Here is an 18477-nt window from a genome sequence, read left to right as displayed (position 1 = left end):
GCCGAGTGCCCTCCGCCAATCCATCGCGAGGAGAGGGACTAATGCGGTTGAGTAATCTGGGAACCGAGCAACTCAGAGAGAAGGATCGAAGCTTCGTCTTTCATCCGTCCACGCATCTGGCCAAGCACAGCCGAGGCGAGACCCCAAATCGGATCATGGCCGGTGCGGAAGGCGTGTACATTTGGGATACTGAAGGCCGAAAGAGCCTCGACGGTTTCGGCGGGCTCTACTGCGTCAACATGGGGTATGGCTGCACGGAAATTGCCGATGCCATTGCCCGACAAGCGCACGAATTGCCGTTCGCTCATGTCTATGCAAGTCAAGGAACAGAGCCAGTCGCCCTCTTGGCAGAGGCCGTGGTCGAGTATTTTGGCCAGAACATGCGAAGGGTCTTTTTCGGCCTTTCCGGCTCCGACGCCAACGAAACCAACATCAAGCTGGTCTGGTACTACAACAACATTCTGGGCCGCCCCGAAAAGAAGAAGATCATCTCGCGACATCGCGGTTATCATGGGTCTGGGCTGGTCACCGGGAGCCTGACAGGCCTTGCCTTCTTCCATAATTTCTTCGACCTGCCGCTCGATTTGGTGCGCCATACCACGACGCCGCACCACTATCGCCAGGCGCATGACGGCGAAAGTGAGCAAGCGTTCTCGACACGCTGCGCGGATGAACTTGAAGCCCTTATCCTCGCTGAAGGCCCGGAGACCGTCGCAGCTTTTATCGGCGAGCCGGTGCTTGGGACAGGCGGTATCGTTCCACCCCCAAAAGGATACTGGACCGCGATCCAAGGCGTGCTCGACAAGTACGATATCCTGCTGATCGCCGACGAGGTGGTCTGTGGGTTTGGACGAACCGGTGAGCAATTCGGTTCCCACCTCTATGGCATGCGGCCGGACTTCGTGACCATCGCCAAGGGTTTGAGTTCCGCCTACCTGCCCATCTCCGGGTCAATCATTGGCGACCGCGTCTGGTCGGTCTTGGAACAAGGAACAGAGAAGCACAGCGCTCTCGGCCACGGCTGGACATATTCAGGTCACACGCTTTGCGCTGCGGCCGCGCTCGCCAATATTCGACTCCTAAAGGAAAGAAATATCCTGGAGCATGTCCGCGATGTCGGACCGTATTGGCATGCCCGTATGAATGCCGAACTGGCGGGACACCCCATCGTCGGAGAGGTTCGTGGTGTCGGAATCCTCGCCGCCGTAGAGCTGATGCGAGATCCAAAGCAGAGAATACCGTTTGAATCCGATCTTCAGGTCGGCGCTCGCGCCGCCGCTGCTCTGTTCGAGAATGGTGTCATCGGCCGTGCCATGCCACACGGCGATATCCTCGGCTTTGCCCCGCCTTTGATCATCACCCGTAAGGAGATCGACATAATCGTCGACGCAACCGCGAAATCAGTCGAGACGACCTATCGCGCGCTGAAGGGCGAGGGTGCGATATGAACATGCGAGTGCCGACGGAAGCGAGCCCCGGGTTCGACGCCGTCCCGGGTAAAGTGGTCCTTGGGAGGAACTTCCCACGGACCAAACGCTTTGACGTCAGGCTGGCGTTAGGACTGGTCGCCCATTGGTGACGAGGGGTTGACAGCGCATTTCGCGCCGAGCCGACCGAAACTGCTAAACTTGAAGCCGTCAGATTCTAAGCATGCTTCGGATAACTTCGATCTCAAGCGATAACCAAGTTCTGCCGCCGCTGTCCTGTTGCCCAACGATCAGGGTGTTTGTGCGGCGCGCCCTGCCGGTGTCCCTCCCCACCGGCAGGGCGCCTTTTTTGACCCGCTGGATCTCGGTGCCCCATTGGATCTGGGTGATTGTAGCGCGTCCGCAATCGATAGTTCGAGAAGGAGGTCATCTGCATATCCGGATGGCACATCGAGCTTCGATATTTCTACGACACCAGGGAAACCACCCACAATCGCAGCTTCGGACCCGCGGCTTGCGGCAGCCGGCGTCGAGGTCGCATCCACCTGCTTTCATATGATCGAAGGTCCGGGGAGTAGTCACCGCGATGAATTTTCGCGGGAGGAGGTGCGCCCCATCCAGCGTCGGCACCACATCTGGGAGGAGTAGATGGCCGACACCATGATCATACCGATCGCCCCGGATATTGCAACGCACAAATTTTATCTCGCGAGTGCGAAATCATGCCGGGCCCGCTTCGTCGATCCTGAAAAATTGCGGTCAGGCTGCGGCTTTCTTGCGGGCACGCTTGGCAGGTGCCGGCGCTCCCGGTTCCTTCGGCTTGCGGCCCAGACCCATGGTCTTGGCCAATGCCGAGCGCGCCGCAGCGTAGTTCGGCGCCACCATGGGATAGTCCGCCGGCAGCTCCCATTTTGCGCGATATTCGTCGGGCGTAAGGCCATAGTGGGTAGCCAGGTGACGCTTGAGCGACTTGAACTTCTTACCGTCCTCAAGGCTGAAAATGTAATCGGGTGTAACCGATTTTCTGATCGGTACGGCAGGCTTGAGAGCTTCCGACTTTTCTGGTGCGGCACCACCAGCAGTGGCTTTCAATGCGATATGGATCTGGCCGATAAGCCCAGGCAGTTCACCGACGGGAACCGGATTGTTCGAAACATAGGCTGAGACGACATGGGCGGTGAGTTCGATGAGGCTGTCAGCTTTGCTCTCGGTTTCTTCGGTCATGAAAACGCTCCTGCGGAATTAGAGTAGCCGGGTAAGAATCATCTCGTAGCTTAATAGTGACGACCGCGTTTGATGGCAACCAAAGCCATTGCATGATGTGTTGGCGGATCGCTGCACGCCCGGTCGCCGTCGCGGATCTTCCTCTTGAACCGTCATCGCCCTGACAACACATTGTGTCAGGGTCGCCTCGCGTCGATGCGGCGCCTCTTCACACAAATTGGCTATTTGGAAGGTTGGAGGAACGAATGAACGCTGAGGCTTTCAGCAGCCCGCTTTTCGTGAGGCGCGCAACGCACATCATCCAAGAGATCGCCGGCCTTGCGGATGCAATCGATTTTCTCAATGAATGGCCGGAAGATCGCAGAGACATGATCCACGAAGCCGCCCTGAGGGCATGCTACGATGCGTACGATGGGCGCAAGCCGGTAAGCACGGCGCGCAATTCCTTTTTCGGCTTTGCGAAGCGGGTCGCCATCTTGGAAGATTCAACCTCCGCGATGCAGTGGATCGCCGCCTGCAGATCGGGCAGTGGAAAAGTGCAGGTGTAGACTTCGACGACATGTTTGAGACTGGCGAGGCGCGTCAAACAGTGCACTATGTCCAGGTTTCACAACTAGACCACGCGAATGAGAAGCAGTTCCTCACCACCGACTGTAAAACCGCAGATCGCACGCAAGCTGACCATGGCCAGACGCAGCTCATGGCGATGGCTTGCCCGCCAATGGCCAGGCTCAGTGGCGCAGATGCAGCGGTCGCGTTCGGCTGAGTAAAGAAATGGGACCCGGGCTGTTTGCCGCATAGTGGCTGTGGAGGATGGGGATGACCGGCTTGATCAGATTTGAGAGGCCAGTCGTTGTTCAGGTTAGCCGCCGCAGCTCGGAGCGTATCGTGTTCGACGTCAACGACGCGGCCGCTATCTTGCTGCGGGATCTGCATCATGAGACCGATAAACGCAGAATAGCGATGGACACCTGTCTGCAGGTTTTACGCGGTAAGACCCATCCACCAGCCGCTCGACGAGCCTTCGTCGCAGCCGCGCTCGAAGCACGCATTTTGCGCAGCGATTGAGATTTGGGACGCCGCCCATGAATCTCGGCCATCTGCGCGTCGCTATTGGGCGCGGTCCGAACACCCCTGCCGGCCGCCAGGAGCAAGCCAACCCCGCACTTTCCCCGATGGCTTTCCTGGCCCGGCGCCGGATCTTCACCATCAAAACACAAGGGGTCCGCCTGCCAGCTGCGGCCGCTCGGCTTCGCCGTCGCGGTGATCGTGATTGAAGCCAGAGGCAGACAGAGCCATCGAGCGGGAATTGGCCCGGTGCAGATGGCGGAGCGTCGATGCCGCTTCAACAGTCTCCGGAAGTACCATATGAACCTTCCCCCAGCTTGGCCCTGCATCCGATCTCCCGGAACACGCTCCGCGGACCGGCGCCGCGTGATCGCTGATGCTTCTCCCGATGGTCGGGACCGGGGGGTTCGGCGACCAAGGTCGGGGAGACGATAGTGACACTGGATGATCCCAATACGGAATAATCCGAAACTGGCTGGCGGTGAGCCGTCTCGTTTCTGGCCGGCTCATTTGGGGCCCAAGCCTCCTTCGATCACCCGCCAACGGCGGCCTCTGGAACAGCTGACTTCGACGCGCCATGACAAGGGCCGCGGCCAGGCCAAGCTTGCCGAGGCGCTTCGTCACCGGCAGCGCGATTGCCTTGGGCGCGCCGGATAGACTCCCCCAAGGATGCCCGGTGTGTGGCCTTGCCGCTCACCGCCGGCGAGTGGCACCGAGCCCTACGCCGTCTGCGCTTTTTGCCGAATTGCGCGTGCCGCAGCCACCATGTTCACCAGGGCAGGGCGGACCTCCTCCCACCTGCGCGTTTTGAGACCGCAGTCGGGATTCACCCACAGTTGGCCATCCGACAATCGCTCGCGCGCAAGCATGATGAGGTTGGAAATTTCGCCCACTTCCGGGACCCGCGGCGAGTGAATGTCATAGACGCCGGGACCGATCTCGTTCGGATACTTGAAGGTTCGCAGCGTATCGAGCAGTTCCATCTGCGAGCGCGAGGTTTCAATGGAGATCACATCGGCATCCATTGCAGCAATCGCGTCCACGATGTCGCCGAACTCGGAGTAGCACATATGGGTGTGAATCTGGGTCGCATCGCCAACCGCCGTTGAAGCCAGCCGGAAGCATTCGACGGCCCAGTCGAGATAGGTTTCCCAGTCGGCCTCACGAAGCGGCAAGCCCTCGCGCAGTGCGGCTTCGTCGATCTGGATCATCTTGGCGCCGGCCTTTTCGAGGTCGCTCACTTCATCGCGAATGGCGAACGCGACTTGGCGGCAGACGGCTGAGCGCGGAAGGTCGTCTCGGACGAAGGACCAGTTGAGGATCGTCACCGGGCCGGTAAGCATGCCCTTCACCGGCTTTAGCGTCAGCGACTGGGCGTATCGCCACCAGTGTAGTGTCATCGGATTTTGTCGCGACACATCGCCAATGATGATCGGGGGTCGCACAAAGCGCGAGCCATAGCTCTGCACCCACCCATGCTGCGTGAAGGCAAAGCCGCGGAGCTGCTCGGCGAAATACTGCACCATATCGTTGCGCTCGAATTCGCCGTGGACCAGCACGTCGAGTCCGATCTCTTCTTGCCAGCGAACGGCGGCTTCTATCTCTTTCTTCAGGAACGCCTCGTAGTCGACGTAACTCAGCTCGCCTTTGGCATGGGCTGCCCGCGCCTTGCGAACCTCGGCTGTTTGCGGGAAGGAGCCAATCGTCGTGGTGGGGAAGGATGGCAAGCCAAACGTGTCGGCCTGAAGCTTGGAGCGCACGTCGAATGCGCTCTTCCGGCGCGTCATGGCGACCTTGATGCTGGCGACCCGACCTTCGACGAGCGGATCATGCACCTTAGCGGATGTCGCGCGAGCGGCGGCAGCCTCAGCCGACGCATCTAGTTCGGCGGCGACCGCGTCCCGGCCTTCAGCCAGGGCACGGGCGAGCACGACCAGCTCGTCGGTTTTTTGCGCCGCGAAGGCGAGCCACGATTTCACGTCCGCATCGAGTGTCGTCTCCATGTCCAGGTCGATCGGCACATGCAGCATCGAGCAGGACGAGGCGATCTCCACGCGGTCCAACGGCCAGCCGGCGACGATCGGCTTGATGCGGTCAAGTATGGCAGGCAGGTTCGCGCGCCAGACGTTGCGGCCGTCGATCAGCCCGAGCGAGAGCACAAGTTCCTTCTGCGCGAGCCGGCCGACGGTCTCCAACTGCTCTGGAGCGCGCACGAGATCGACGTGCAGTCCCGCCACGGGCAGAGAAATTGCGGTCTCGAGATTGTCTCCCAGCGATCCGAAATAGGTAGCGACCATGATCTTCAACTCGGGTGCTGCTTTCGCCAGCCGGCAGTAGGCGAATTGGAGCGCATCCCGTTCGTTGGGAATCAGATCCAGCACGAGCGCCGGCTCATCGATCTGCACCCAATCGGCTCCCGCGAGCTTCAGCCTCCGCAGAAGCTCCTCGTAGACGGGCAGCAGCCGTGGCAGGAGTGCGATAGGGTTGAAACCTTCCTCAGGTGACTTCGCCAACTTGAGAAAGCTAACCGGTCCAAGCAGGACCGGGCGCGTGTGGATGCCGAGCGCCTTGGCCTCGAGGAAATGATCGACCGGTTTCGCCGACGAGAGGGCAAAGCTCTGATCGTCCGTAAGTTCCGGCACAATGTAGTGATAGTTGGTGTCGAACCATTTGGTCATTTCCATCGCGGCAAGGCCATGCCCGTTGGCCGCATGCTCGTCACCGGCATGTCCACAATCAGCGGCCTGACCTTGGTCGCCGCGCGCCATGGCGAAATAGGTATCGAGTGGGACCTCGCCGTCAGTCCAGACGTATCGTGCCGGCACGGCGCCGACCATGATGACGGTGTCGAGCACATGGTCATAAAGCGAGAAATCGTTGGACGGGATTTTCGACACGCCGCGATCGTGCTGCTCCCTCCAGCTGGCGGCGCGTAGCGCCTTCGCCGTCGCGAGCAGGTCGGCAGCGGGAGATTTTCCGGACCAGTAGCTTTCAAGCGCGAATTTGAGTTCCCGCCGTCGACCGATACGCGGCACGCCGAGCGTTGCCACTGGAATTTGTTGAGAGACAGTCATGCCATACCCCGATGGTTGGGGCGTGGGGACAAGGAACGCGCGAGCAGGCGGCACGAAGCCAGGCTACCGCGGCCACCGAGACACCCCGCCCGTGGACGTTGTTCGTCGTGGCAGGTCTCCTGGCTCGCGGGTCAAAGCCTCTGCCCGTCTTCCCGAGGCCGTTCGCCTCAGTGACACCAATGGGCTTGGCTCGCCGCTAACAGTTGCGGGGGCAGCGCCGGCATCGCACCGGCTTCCCTCTTAGCTCCGCTACAGCAGTGCCGCGCGGAGAACCACGACATGCGCACAATCACAGCAGCTTCGCTTCTTGTCAATACATATAACGAGATGTTTATGTGATGATGCGAATAATGCCCTTGCGCTGATCGGTCTCTTTCGCCCAAAGCCGCTTACGATGCCGCCTCTTATCAGTGCAGGCTCGGAGAGATCCTTGTCCCCATCGGCGACGCCGGATCAGATCGAGGTCGCCGGGCTCAAAGGGCGTAAAGTCGGGCCAGGTCGTCACGGTCAGCCGGGAATCCCGGTACTTGTTCCCGCTCGGCTTCGCTCAGCGTCCTTGCGCACTCGCCCATCAGCACGCTGATAACCATGTCCGGAAGCGGAAAGGAGAGGTGGCGCCTCAGGTCGGCGGACTGGGGCTGGGCCGCCAGCGTCTCGAACAACTGCGCGGCGATCGCCTCGACCTGCTGCGCGAGCAGCTTCACCCTGCGATTGCTGAAGGCCGGCGCCACGATCGTGCGTAACCGGGCATGCTCGCCCCCCTCGTGCGAGACCAGCCACCCCGGCGAACCGAGAATCACCGAATCCGGGGTGAATGCCGCACTCTCTAAGCGACGGAAGGGCGGAAGCTGACCGGCAGGCGCTGCGGGCAGCGAATGACGTAAGACGGCATGTAGACGACGTCCTCCGCAGCGATGGTCAGCGCCAGATCCTCCAGCCGCCCGAACAGCGCGGGGAAGGCGCAGCGCAATTCCAGGCGCGCCAGCGCAGCGCCCAGGCAGGAATGCGGCCCCTCGCCGAATGACAAATGCGGGTTGTGCCGCCGGGTGACATCGAACCTGTTGGCGCCGGGACCGAAGGCCTTTTCGTCCCGGTTCGCCGCATGGAACGCCATCAGGACGGCATCGCCGCGGCGGACCAGGCATCCGTCGATCTCCACGTCCTGGGTGGCATAGCGGAACGGCAGATTGGCCGCTGAGCTGCCCCAGCGCAGGATCTCCTCGATCGCCTGTGACCACGGAACTTGGCCGCTGCGCACCAAGTGCAGTTGCTGCGGATGCGTCAGCAATGCCAGCACGCCATTGCCGATGACGCCGGCGGTGGTCACGAAGCCCGCAGACAGCACCATGAACAGCATGTCGATGAGCTCGGTGTCGGAAACGAGCTCGCCTTTGTCACGCGCGACGATCAGGGCCGAAGCCAGATCATCGCCGAGCTGGCCCCGCTTGAGCGCGATCAGGCGACGGAAGAACTCCGGGATGCGCTGCCGCGTCTGTCGCACCTCTTCGCCTGTGGCGGAGGTGTTGGCCAGGCTGTAGGTGAGCGCGACGATCTCTTCGCGCTGTTCGTCCGGCAAACCGAACAGTTCGGCGATCACGTTGGTGGGCAGCGGAGCGGCGAACTCGCTCATCAGATCGGCACTGCCGCCGCGCTGCGCCATCTCGGCCAGGAGTCGATCGACGCATTGTTCGACCCGTGGCGCCAGCAAGGCGATACGACTGGGCGCGAAGCTGCTGGACAGCAGGCCGCGCAAGCGCCGGTGATCGGCGCCGTGCGCCGTGGTCATGTTGTCCACTTTGCATATCCCGATCAGCGGATGATCCTCGGGAATCTCGCCGTCCTGCAGCGCCCGCCACTGTCGCCAGTCCTTGTTGAAACGCTGGTCGGAAAGCATCTGCCTGAGCGTCTGGTGACGGGCTGCCGCCCAGGTCACCACATCGCCTGGCAGCGACACTCGCGCCATCCCCCCTGCCGCAGAATCGCAGAAGAAAGACGATCAAGTTGCGTGGGAGCGGCCGGCACACCGATCACGTCGCAATGATCGTTTTCTACGCGCATGCCAACAACTCCTTTAAGAACCATCGCGGGTCCACTTCTCGGCACGGAAGATCCGCGCGCGGACTTCGAAAAGTGCCCCTTCAGGGTCCTTTCGACATTAGAAGCGGTAGGTGAGACCTGCGCCTATCAACCAGGGATCGAGCTTGGCCTTGCCTGTGAGCTTGGCGCCGGCGACAGTGACGTCGAAGTCGGGCCTGAGGAAAAGCTTCTTCACGTCGAAGTTGACGCCCCAGTGCTCGTCCACCATGTAGTCGAATCCGACCTGCAGCGCGGCGCCGAATGTGTTCTTGACCTTGAGATCATCGGCGCTGCCGACTTGCTGATGATAGAAGATCGTATAGTTCACGCCGGCGCCGACGTAGGGCTTGAAGGCGTCGAAATCGGTAAAATGATACTGCAATGTGAGCGTGGGCGGCAGCAGCCAAACCTTGCCGACCTTGCCCAGCCCGCCGATCGCACCTTGGCCATCGATGTTGGCATAGGTGGTGCCGAGTATGAGTTCGGCGGCGATGTTGTCCGTGAAGAAATATGAGATATCGAGTTCCGGCGTCACGGTGTCCGAATACGAAAGACCGGAGCCGGGCACCGCATTGACATAGCCCGAATCCTCGGTGATCACCCCCAACGCACGCAGACGGATCTGCCAGGGGCTTGGCGCTTCCGCGACGCAGGCTTCTGCCTGCGGGACGCTCGCGGCTTGCCCAACATCTGCCGCGCCGGCCTGTCCCGCAACGATGAGGACGACAGCCGCTGTCATTGCCCGCGCCACGCCAATTCGCGCTCTCGCCATACTTTTCTCTCCTTGATCTTCAGAAGCGACGCACTGCGCCTTGATTGAATCCTGCTCGCATCAATCGAGATTGACGGAGCGCTCATGCGGGATAGCCCCCGCATGTGTCGTGCCAAATGAGAAAATCGTTGCAGAACAATGCGGTCACTCCGATAGCGCTGTGTCTCATGTCCGACTTCGTCGAAGATCCGACAATGAGTGCAGCCGTAGCCGCCCCTGGTAGCCGTTCGTCAACATCGGCCGGCAGTTCGTTGGCATGCTCGTGCTCGGCTTCGAGTTTTGGCGTATTCTGCGTTCAGCGCCTTGATCGGCGCCTGCTGCTTCGCCGTCAGGCCGGGGAACGTTCCAGCCAGTTGGCGCAGTTCGTGGGCATGTCCGTAAGGCGTCTCGACCGCGACCGATATGGGCGGGAAATCCTTTGGCAGCATGCGCCAGCCGCCATCTGATCGGGCCATGTAGCGGATCGCGTTCAAGACCTCGCGCAGGTCCGTCACCACGCGCCGCCCGGTCTTGGCCGCGCCCGGCAGGAACGGTTTATCCGCGACCATTCCTCATGCGTCAGATCGGAGGGGATAGCGCTTGGTCTTCTTCTTGATATCGGCCACACGGCCACGCGTCGCTCGGGTCCACATCCCAAGCTTGAAACACGATTAATCCCGCCAATCCGCTGCCCGCCCTGCAGCAGGCCCCTCTTCGGGCGGCAATTAATCCTGCTTCGGTTTGAAATTCGCGACGTGTGCACGATATCGTTGTGACGACCGACCTGGATTGATCATCAAGTGGCCGATACCGCCGTAGAATGCGACGAAAAGGCGCGTGGCCGTTCTGAACCCCCGGGCCGACCGCCGCGCAATCGTGCGGTGATGAAGCACTCCGATGTCCTTGGCGGGCTCGATTACCTGGCGGCGGATTATCACCGGCAGGATTTCTCCAAGCATATCCACAACGAGTATCTGATCGGGCTGATCGAGCGAGGCGTCCATGATGTTTGGTGCCGAGGTGAGGTTTGGCACGCCGGTAGCGGCACCGTCGCGACCTTCGCGCCCGGGGAACCGCATTTCGGGGGTGCTGGTGACGATCTTGGCTGGAGCCAGAAGATCTTTTACATGCCCGAAGTCCTTATCCGGCAAGTCCTTGAGGACAGCGGCCAAAACGAACCCGGAACGATCGACTTCAAAAGCCCGTTCCAGGAGAATGCCCCAGTTGCACACGGCCTCAGCGCGTTTTGGCGCCTGCTTGAACATGGGCATAGCTCGGCACTGGAGATCGAGGAGTATCTGATCCGTTTCCTGCCCCACGTCTTCGCAGAGGCCGGCAGGTCGCGCGTTGCAGAGCCAAAATTCGTGCCACCGAGGTTCCGCGACGTATGTGACTTCATCCATGCCCACTTTGACGAAGTTCTGCAGCTCGCCGCCCTGGCCGCCCTCGCCGGATGCTCCAAGGCGACGCTGATCGAAGGCTTCAAGGCGCATTTCGGGTTGCCCCCCACCCGCTACCTGATCCAGGTCCGCATCGACGAGGCGCGACGGCTGCTGAGGCGAGGTCAGCAGGTCGCCGAGGTCGCCGTCGCGGTCGGGTTCGCGGACCAGAGCCACCTGACCCGGCACTTCAAGGCGGTGTTGGGGGTGACGCCGGCACGTTACCTCTCGGTTTGAATATCGTTCAATAAAGCGCGCGGCGAACCGTCCAACTTGGACGCTCAATGGATGAAACGAGCGTCAGACCATGAACGAAAGCAAGCAGACCCGCCCCCGCGACTTCACCAGCGACAACATCGCCGGCGTCTCCCCCGAGGTGATCGCAGCCATCACCGCGTGCGCGTCGGGTCAGGCGCTTCCCTACGGCAACGATGAGCTGACGCATACCGTCGAGCGCCAGCTCGCCGAGGTGTTCGAGCATGCGGTCGACGTGTTCCTCGTTTCGACAGGGTCGGCGGCAAACGCGCTGGCGCTCGCGGCGATTACGCCGCCATGGGGCAGCATCCTCTCGCACGCCGATGCACACATCAACCGGGACGAGTGCGGCGCGCCGGAGTTCTACACCGCCGGTGCGAAGTTGGTGCAGCTTCCAGGCGAGGCTGGCAAAATCGACATCGACGCCTTAGCGGCCAATGCAACGCGCATGGTGGGCGATATCCACTCGGTCCAGCCCTCCAGCGTCAGCATCACGCAGGCGACCGAGATGGGATCGGTCTACGCGCTCGACGAGATCAAGGCGATCGGACATATCTGCCGGTCAGCGAACCTGGCGCTCCACATGGACGGTGCTCGCTTCGCCAACGCCCTCGTCACTCTGCGCTGCTCGCCAGCCGAGATGACGTGGAAGGCCGGCGTCGACCTTGTGTCATTTGGCGCCACCAAGAATGGAACGTTTGGGGTCGATGCAGTCGTCTCGTTCCGCGGAGATCTCGCGAGCACGATAGCCTTTCGCCGCAAGCGTGCCGGCCAGTTGAGTTCCAAGATGCGCTTCATGGCGGCGCAAATGGACGGCTATCTGAGGGACGGTGTCTGGCTTCGCAACGCGACCCATGCCAATGCGATGGCATCGGCGCTCGCGCAGGGGTTGGCCCTGGTGCCAGGCGTGAAAATCCAGCAGCGTCCCGAGGCCAACATCCTGTTCTGCCGACTTCCCACGTCCCTGATCCGAGGGCTGCTCGACATGGGATTCCGCTTCTACCATGACCGGTGGGAGCCCGGAATCGTGAGGTTCGTCACCTCTTTCGCGACGACCGGGGCCGACGTGTCCGACTTGATCGGCGCGGCAACCAGCCTCTGCGCACCGGTCGGCTCGGCTGTTCCGGCTGGTGCCGAATGAGTGTGGCGACCGTCGAGCGCTCTCGCCGCCCGTCACGGATGTCCTCTTTGCTCGACTGCATTGTCCTAGCGTACTGGCCGCACGGGCATCTCAGGCTGTATCGTTTGTCCTAGGCCCTTTTAGACCTGCAACTTCATCTTACCTCGGCAAGGCGGCTTCACCGTGCGGTCACGAAGTAACCAGGTTGATTTGCAGGCCCCCCTATCTGCGCAATTCACCTCAAGTCATCGGTATCCTGTTGCTTGTAATATTTATTTTGCAATTTTTTATCATATTTTTGATGAAAAATGCTGTTCACTCGTCCGAGTTACTTAAAAGAGTGAGTCGGATCTGCGTGGGGTGGCAGCATCAATCGGGATTTTGACCACTAGCAGGAGAAAATATGCCTTCCATATCTACGCGCCGCGCCAACGCAACGGACGCAGGGACGGTCGTCCGTTTTATTCACGCGCTGCTCGATGAACTCACTGGCGGGAAAGCGCCCGCGCCCGACGACGTGAGACAAAGCGCGCAGATAATGCTTGCCGACGCTGGCGTGGTCGCAGTGATCGCAAGTGCAGATGACGAGCCGGTCGGCATCATGGTGCTGAATGAATGCACGGCGATCTATGCAGGAGGTAAGTTCGGCTATATTTCGGAGCTGTATGTTCGACCCGAAAAGCGCTCCAAAGGGATTGCCCCTCAACTGCTTGAGGTCGCCTCGCGGGAAGGCCATGCGCGTGGTTGGAAGCGACTTGAGCTTGCAGCGCCCAGGCAACCAAAATGGAAGCGCACGCTCGATTTCTACCTGCGCAACGGGTTCGAGGAACTCGGCCCTCGGCTCTTTCGGATTATCTAGACTAGAGAGTTTGCTATGGGCTGCTCAAAGCAACCTGCACGATCTCAGCGGATTGAGGTCCGGCGTGGTCGCTGCCTGCCGCTGCAATCGTACCAGCATCGTCATCGCAAATGTGTGCCTCGGATAATGCAGGGGTTGCCGTCACGCCCGCTGCCCGAAACGCATCGGCAAAAACCGCCGTCAATCGGGTCACGCTAACGACGTTTCCTTGAGTGTTGAGGAACAGAGCCGAGGGCGGCAATTTTGCCACCTACAGGGGCGCTGCATAGACGACCGCACCCGACTTGCACCCGGTTACGCTGCCTATAGCCGAATGGCGGATGATTCCCATGAGGGTAGTCCTATGAAATTGTACGCGAAAGTCTTTGGTGGAGCGGCAGCGTTGCTCGCTGCCTGGCCGGCGATGGCCAGCGACGCGGTGGCGAGCGAACCGGCGCCCTACAATCCCAATTTCTCTTTCGTTGGCGGCGTCGGCGTCATCGACATCCAGGCCAACGAGCTGGTCTATCAGGCTCCCGGCAGCGGCTCGAAGCTGAGCCACCTTATCTGGGAAGGCACCTCTGCGGTCATTTCAGCCGAGATGACGGCGCGCAGCGAGGCCGGCTGGACCGCCAAGCTTTCCGGCCAGATCGCCTTCAGCGGCGACAGCTACATGGAAGACTATGACTGGAACCCGTCATTCTCGACCAATGATGGCTGGAACGACTGGAGCAACCGTTCGCGCCATTCCGACACCGATCTTGATTACTTCTATTCGGCAACCGTCGCGCTCGGCCACGATTTCCAGTTCAGCGACCAGCTGCTGATCAACGTCAACGGTGGTTTCAAGTACACCTCGGTCAAGTGGACTGCCTATGGCGGCTCCTATGTCTACAGCGTTGCCGGCTTCCGGGATTCGGTTGGCGACTTCCCAGGAGACGCAAAGGCCATCAGCTACCAGCAGAAATTGCCGGTCGCCTTCGCCGGCATCGATGCGACCTATGTCCAGGATCGCTGGAACTTCGGCTTTGCGCTGAAGGGCGGCACGACCTTCTCGGCCGGCGCTACCGATCATCACTGGATGCGTGACCTGCGCTTCGAGGATGATTTCGAATCGGCGCCGGTTCTGATGGTCGGCGGCAGCGTCGGCTACCAGTACAACGAGCGGACCAGCTTCTTCGTCTCCGGTTCCTACGTAAAGGTGTTCACCGCTCGCGGCGACTACAACACCTATGACATTGCGACCGGCGCAGAGACTGGCGGCGAAGACGACTGGATCGGCGGCGATTTTGCCGCGGCGACAGTGATGGTCGGCATCAAGACCTCGTTCTGATTGAACGAGTGCGACCGGAACGCCAAACCGATGTCCGCACGGCGCAGAAATCTGATGCGCCCGCGCGCCTGACGGCGCGTGCCGGGTGCTCGTGAACCGAGCCCGCTTTTTCTTCGCCAGGCTCAGGCGGTCTCGGCCATCCGGCTTCGCCCCCTGGCGCGGGCAGCCTGTCGGCTGCTGACGGTCGCCGCCCTGCCGGCCGGCGCGGTTTGTCTGTTGGCCTTTCCCGGCGGCGCGGGGTGGGCGGCACTCCCTTCTAGGCCCGCCGCGGCGTCCCGCAACCCTTCGCTTGCGCTTCGGGTCCTCCTCTTCGTTCCGGTCCTTCGGATGCGGTCCGCCTCCGACGGCGGGCCTTTCCGGTCGCGTCTCGCCGCCCACCCCACTTGCGGGGAAAGGCGCGGGATTGAAGAGCGGAGGACCAGACGATGCGTGCAAAACACCAGCGTTCCGACAGCCGAGAGGCTGGCGCGGGCAGGGGCGGGCGCTCGGGCGCCAGCCTTTATCAGGAGATCACGGACCGCATCATTGCCGAATTGGAGCGCGGCACCGTGCCATGGGTCAAGCCATGGGGCAGCGCAAAGGCCGACCTCGGCCTGCCCAGCAACGCGGCCACCGGGCGCCGCTATTCCGGCATCAACATCCTCATCCTGTGGGGCGCCGTCATCGAGCGCAGCTATCCCGGCCAGAACTGGCTGACCTTCCGGCAGGCGCTTGCCCTTGGCGGCAATGTCAGGAAGGGCGAGCGCGGCACAACAATCGTGCATGCCGACCGCTTTGTCCCAAAGGGCGAGCAGGAGCGCGCCAAGACAGACGGCGACGAGCCGCAGGCGGTGCCGTACTTGAAGCGCTTCACCGTCTTCAACGTCGCGCAGTGCGACGGCCTGCCCGAGCACCTTTACCGCAACGCAGAACCGCTGCCCGAACGCGAGATCGTCCCGCAGGCCGAGGCGCTTATTCGAGGAAGCGGCGCGGATTTCCGCATCGGCGGCGATCGCGCTTTCTACATGCCGGGCAGTGACTCCATTCAGGTGCCGCCGCAGCCGGCATTCTTTCAGCAGATCGACTATTACCGCACCTGCTTCCACGAGCTTGGCCACTGGACCGGCCACCCGGCGCGGCTGGCGCGCGACCTCTCCGGCGCCTTCGGTTCCAAGACCTATGCGCGCGAGGAACTGGTTGCCGAAATCACCGCAGCCTTTGTCTGCTCGACCCTCGGCATCGAGCCGACCGTGCGCCATGCCGACTATATCGGCACATGGCTGAAGGTGCTGAGCGAGGACAATCGCGCCATCTTCCGCGCCGCCAGCCTTGCCTCCAAGGCCACCGATTTTCTTCTGGGCTTCAACGCCGAGGCCGAAGGCGCGCAACAAGACGAGATCGCGGCATGAGCGCGCGCGATCCCGACACCCTGCGGACCGAGTCAACGCCGCAAGGCGAGCAGACGCTCATTCCCGGTGTCCAGCCACCACGCGCGACCGCCTCGCCCTTTTGGCCGACGCGCCGATGCGCCCACGCGCGGCGCAAAAGCCGCTCGATATCGGGCTGTTCGATGACGCCAGAAATCAACGCGACCTGTTTTGAGAGGAGTTTTCCCATGATCCTGATCACCGACGAGCTTTGCGCCCTGCTGCTCGCCAATGGCGCAACCGACACCGAAACCGACCATGTCCCGGTGGTCAAACTGTTCGATCCTACCGGCCCAGCGACCTGGCTTCTCACCGAACTCGACGCCGACGGCGACACCCTTTTCGGCCTTTGCGACCTCGGCTTCGGCTTCCCCGAACTCGGCAGCGTCAGTCTTGCCGAGCTTGCAAGCGTCAAGGGGCGGCTTGGCCTCGGCATCGAGCGCGACCTTGGATTCAAGGCGCGCTTTCCGCTCTCCGTCTACGCCCAGGCAGCGTGCAGCGCCGGCCACATCACCGAAGCCGACCGGCTGCTGCGACAGGCGGCAGAAGCCCTTGGCAACGCCGATTCCAAGCTTCCGCCCGACACGGCGGAACAGACGCGCCGCTAGGGCGCGAAAACCGTCCCGCCGCGCCGGCTTGCAGCCTCTGCGGCGGGGCAATCCCACCCCGCAACGAAGGAGACAAACCATGCAACTTGCCCACATTCCGCTTGATAAGCTCAACATTTCCGCGCTCAACATGCGCCATTCCAAACGCGCGCCCGACGTGTCGGACATCCTGCCGTCGGTTCGCGCGCGCGGCGTCCTGGTGCCGCTTTTGGTGCGGCCCAACGGCACGCCGGAAAGCTTCGAGATCGTCGCCGGCCGGCGCCGCTATTTCGCCGCCAAATCGCTCGCCGACGAGCGCGGCCAGGGCAATGCCTTGCCCTGCGCCATCATGGAAGACGGCGACGACGCCGACGCGCTCGAGGCCTCGCTGATCGAAAACTTCGCCCGGCTCGATCCCGACGAGGTGTCGCAGTGGGAGACGTTTTCGCGGCTGATGAGGGAAGGCCGCACCATTCCAGATATCGCCGCAACCTTCGGCGTCACCGAGCTTCTGGTCAAACGCATTCTGGCGCTCGGCGATCTTCTGCCCAAGATCCGCGAGGCCTATCGGCGCGAGGACATCGACGCCGAGACGGCGCGCCATCTGACCATGGCCTCCAAGGCGCAGCAGAAGGATTGGCTGGCGCTTTATGCCGACCCCGAGCAATACGCTCCGCGCGGCCACCAATTGAAGCAATGGCTGTTCGGCGGCCAGTCGATTTCCACCAAGGTGGCGCTGTTCCCCATCGAGGATTATCCGGGCCTGATCGTCTGCGACCTGTTCGGCGAGGACAGCTATTTCGCCGATGCCGACCTGTTCTGGCAAAAGCAGAACGAGGCGATTGCCGCCAAACGCGATGCCTATCTGGAAGCCGGCTGGCCCGAGGTCGCCGTGCTGGAACCGGGGCAGCATTTCCAGTCATGGGACCATGAAAAGACGCCGAGGAAGAAGGGCGGCAAGGTCTTCATATCGGTCTCGCATCGCGGCGCGGTCGAATGCCACGAGGGCTGGCTGTCGCGCAAGGAAGCCCGCCGCGCCCGCGCGCAAGGCGAGGGCGGCGCGCACGACGAAACGCCCGCCAAGCCGTCGCGACCGGAACTCACCGGGCCGATGCAGAACTATGTCGATCTGCACCGCCACGGTGCCGTGCGTACCGCCATGCTCGGCCATCCTTGTGTCGCGCTGCGCCTGATGGTGGCGCATGCCATCGCAGGCTCGGGCCTGTGGCAGGTTCGCCGCGAGCCGCAGCGCACCGCCAATGAAGCGGTGGCGGCAAGTATTGCCGCGTCCAGGGCCGAAGCCGCATTCGCCGAAAAACGGCGCGCGGTGCTGGCGCTGCTTGGGCAGGCCGACGAGGAGGGCGCGATAGCCGGCGGCAATGGCGACGCCTTTGCGCTTGCCGCAGTCTTTGCCCGTTTGCTGGCACTTTGCGACGACGACGTCATGCGCGTTCTCAGCCTTGTCATGGCCGAGACGCTCGAAGCCGGCAGCGCCGTCGTCGAGGCCCTCGGCAACCATCTGGGCATCGACATGGGCGCGTGGTGGCAAGCGGACGACGCCTTCTTCGACCTGCTGCGCGACAGGGAGATCGCCAATGCGATGCTGGCCGACCTCGCCGGCAAGCCTGTCGCCGACGGCAATGTCGCCGAGAAGGTCAAGACGCAAAAGAAGATCATCCGCGATTGCCTGTCGGGCGAGAACGGCCGCGAGAAAACCGACAACTGGATGCCCAACTGGATGAAATTCCCGGTCGAAAGCTACACGAAACGCGGCGGCTTCCGCACCGCCGATCAATGGGCGAGCGTCCAGCCGCTGTTCGTCCGCCAATAGGTGCCAAGCCGGGCGGCGGCTCTTTTTAAGTGCCGCCGCCTCGTTTGC

General features: G+C 62.0%; 15 protein-coding genes, 1 pseudogene and 1 riboswitch. Of the genes and pseudogenes, 10 read left to right on the top strand and 6 right to left on the bottom strand.

The window, feature by feature from the left end; translation table 11 throughout:
• The first annotated feature begins 41 nt into the window (after positions 1-41).
• Complete coding sequence (locus JN302_RS33235) at positions 42-1448, top strand: aminotransferase (RefSeq protein WP_202330453.1); 1407 nt, start codon at positions 42-44, stop codon at positions 1446-1448.
• 738 nt (positions 1449-2186) lie between these two features.
• Here the strand turns inward: JN302_RS33235 and JN302_RS33230 are convergent.
• A complete protein-coding gene (locus tag JN302_RS33230; protein ID WP_202330452.1) occupies positions 2187-2651 on the bottom strand; it encodes a MucR family transcriptional regulator in 465 nt (154 codons plus the stop codon).
• A gap of 245 nt (positions 2652-2896) precedes the next feature.
• On the opposite strand from JN302_RS33230, the gene JN302_RS33225 reads away from it, so the two are divergent.
• Together JN302_RS33225 and JN302_RS33220 are read left to right on the top strand one after the other, a co-directional pair.
• On the top strand, positions 2897-3199 hold the full coding sequence (locus tag JN302_RS33225) for a DUF982 domain-containing protein (RefSeq protein WP_202330451.1): 303 nt from the start codon (positions 2897-2899) through the stop codon (positions 3197-3199).
• 271 nt (positions 3200-3470) lie between these two features.
• On the top strand, positions 3471-3719 hold the full coding sequence (locus tag JN302_RS33220; protein ID WP_020629161.1) for a DUF982 domain-containing protein: 249 nt from the start codon (positions 3471-3473) through the stop codon (positions 3717-3719).
• 719 nt (positions 3720-4438) lie between these two features.
• On the opposite strand, the gene metE is transcribed toward JN302_RS33220, so the two are convergent.
• The 5 genes and pseudogenes from metE to JN302_RS33195 form a co-directional block, all read right to left on the bottom strand.
• Positions 4439-6769 carry a 5-methyltetrahydropteroyltriglutamate--homocysteine S-methyltransferase gene (metE, locus tag JN302_RS33215; RefSeq protein WP_202334533.1) on the bottom strand — a complete coding sequence of 777 codons (2331 nt, stop codon included), beginning with the start codon at positions 6767-6769 and terminating at the stop codon, positions 4439-4441.
• A gap of 116 nt (positions 6770-6885) precedes the next feature.
• Positions 6886-7085: riboswitch (cobalamin riboswitch) on the bottom strand.
• A 274-nt stretch (positions 7086-7359) separates the two neighbouring features.
• Positions 7360-7614, bottom strand: a pseudogene (locus JN302_RS33210) (cytochrome P450); the annotation flags it as partial.
• Positions 7615-7619: 5 nt separating this feature from the next.
• A complete protein-coding gene (locus JN302_RS33205) occupies positions 7620-8756 on the bottom strand; it encodes a cytochrome P450 family protein (RefSeq protein ID WP_244846082.1) in 1137 nt (378 codons plus the stop codon).
• A 192-nt stretch (positions 8757-8948) separates the two neighbouring features.
• On the bottom strand, positions 8949-9641 hold the full coding sequence (locus JN302_RS33200) for an OmpW/AlkL family protein (RefSeq protein ID WP_202330450.1): 693 nt from the start codon (positions 9639-9641) through the stop codon (positions 8949-8951).
• Between the two features lie 230 nt (positions 9642-9871).
• Entirely contained in the window at positions 9872-10189 is a 318-nt protein-coding gene (locus JN302_RS33195) for a transposase (protein ID WP_446720691.1), read from the bottom strand.
• Between the two features lie 231 nt (positions 10190-10420).
• Between JN302_RS33195 and JN302_RS33190 the strand changes: the two genes are divergently transcribed.
• The 7 genes from JN302_RS33190 (at position 10421) to JN302_RS33160 (ending at position 18429) form a co-directional block, all read left to right on the top strand.
• A complete protein-coding gene (locus JN302_RS33190) occupies positions 10421-11296 on the top strand; it encodes an AraC family transcriptional regulator (RefSeq protein ID WP_202330448.1) in 876 nt (291 codons plus the stop codon).
• A 70-nt stretch (positions 11297-11366) separates the two neighbouring features.
• Complete coding sequence (locus JN302_RS33185; protein WP_202330447.1) at positions 11367-12455, top strand: threonine aldolase family protein; 1089 nt, start codon at positions 11367-11369, stop codon at positions 12453-12455.
• Positions 12456-12837: 382 nt separating this feature from the next.
• The gene (locus tag JN302_RS33180; protein WP_202330446.1) at positions 12838-13293 is read left to right on the top strand and encodes a GNAT family N-acetyltransferase; all 456 of its coding nucleotides are present in this window, start codon (positions 12838-12840) and stop codon (positions 13291-13293) included.
• Positions 13294-13636: 343 nt separating this feature from the next.
• Positions 13637-14605, top strand: coding sequence for an omptin family outer membrane protease (locus JN302_RS33175; RefSeq protein WP_202330445.1), 969 nt, complete (start codon positions 13637-13639; stop codon positions 14603-14605).
• A 425-nt stretch (positions 14606-15030) separates the two neighbouring features.
• The gene (locus tag JN302_RS33170) at positions 15031-15993 is read left to right on the top strand and encodes an ArdC family protein (RefSeq protein ID WP_202330444.1); all 963 of its coding nucleotides are present in this window, start codon (positions 15031-15033) and stop codon (positions 15991-15993) included.
• Between the two features lie 206 nt (positions 15994-16199).
• The gene (locus JN302_RS33165; RefSeq protein WP_202330443.1) at positions 16200-16619 is read left to right on the top strand and encodes a DUF2958 domain-containing protein; all 420 of its coding nucleotides are present in this window, start codon (positions 16200-16202) and stop codon (positions 16617-16619) included.
• Between the two features lie 79 nt (positions 16620-16698).
• On the top strand, positions 16699-18429 hold the full coding sequence (locus JN302_RS33160; RefSeq protein ID WP_202330442.1) for a ParB/RepB/Spo0J family partition protein: 1731 nt from the start codon (positions 16699-16701) through the stop codon (positions 18427-18429).
• Positions 18430-18477 lie beyond the last annotated feature (48 nt).

The organism is Mesorhizobium sp. L-8-3 (assembly GCF_016756615.1).
Classification (GTDB): Bacteria; Pseudomonadota; Alphaproteobacteria; order Rhizobiales; family Rhizobiaceae.
Note: the sequence above shows the minus strand (reverse complement) of the source record. Positions and strands in the feature narration are given on the sequence as shown.

Bases quoted from the DNA above. Each gene is read 5' to 3' on its own strand.
- JN302_RS33235 (WP_202330453.1), top strand. From the start codon at position 42: ATGCGGTTGAGTAATCTGGGAACCGAGCAACTCAGAGAGAAGGATCGA.
- JN302_RS33230 (WP_202330452.1), bottom strand. From the start codon at position 2,651: ATGACCGAAGAAACCGAGAGCAAAGCTGACAGCCTCATCGAACTCACC.
- JN302_RS33225 (WP_202330451.1), top strand. From the start codon at position 2,897: ATGAACGCTGAGGCTTTCAGCAGCCCGCTTTTCGTGAGGCGCGCAACG.
- JN302_RS33220 (WP_020629161.1), top strand. From the start codon at position 3,471: ATGACCGGCTTGATCAGATTTGAGAGGCCAGTCGTTGTTCAGGTTAGC.
- JN302_RS33205 (WP_244846082.1), bottom strand. From the start codon at position 8,756: ATGGCGCGAGTGTCGCTGCCAGGCGATGTGGTGACCTGGGCGGCAGCC.
- JN302_RS33200 (WP_202330450.1), bottom strand. From the start codon at position 9,641: ATGGCGAGAGCGCGAATTGGCGTGGCGCGGGCAATGACAGCGGCTGTC.
- JN302_RS33195 (WP_446720691.1), bottom strand. From the start codon at position 10,189: ATGGTCGCGGATAAACCGTTCCTGCCGGGCGCGGCCAAGACCGGGCGG.
- JN302_RS33185 (WP_202330447.1), top strand. From the start codon at position 11,367: ATGAACGAAAGCAAGCAGACCCGCCCCCGCGACTTCACCAGCGACAAC.
- JN302_RS33180 (WP_202330446.1), top strand. From the start codon at position 12,838: ATGCCTTCCATATCTACGCGCCGCGCCAACGCAACGGACGCAGGGACG.
- JN302_RS33175 (WP_202330445.1), top strand. From the start codon at position 13,637: ATGAAATTGTACGCGAAAGTCTTTGGTGGAGCGGCAGCGTTGCTCGCT.
- JN302_RS33170 (WP_202330444.1), top strand. From the start codon at position 15,031: ATGCGTGCAAAACACCAGCGTTCCGACAGCCGAGAGGCTGGCGCGGGC.
- JN302_RS33165 (WP_202330443.1), top strand. From the start codon at position 16,200: ATGATCCTGATCACCGACGAGCTTTGCGCCCTGCTGCTCGCCAATGGC.
- JN302_RS33160 (WP_202330442.1), top strand. From the start codon at position 16,699: ATGCAACTTGCCCACATTCCGCTTGATAAGCTCAACATTTCCGCGCTC.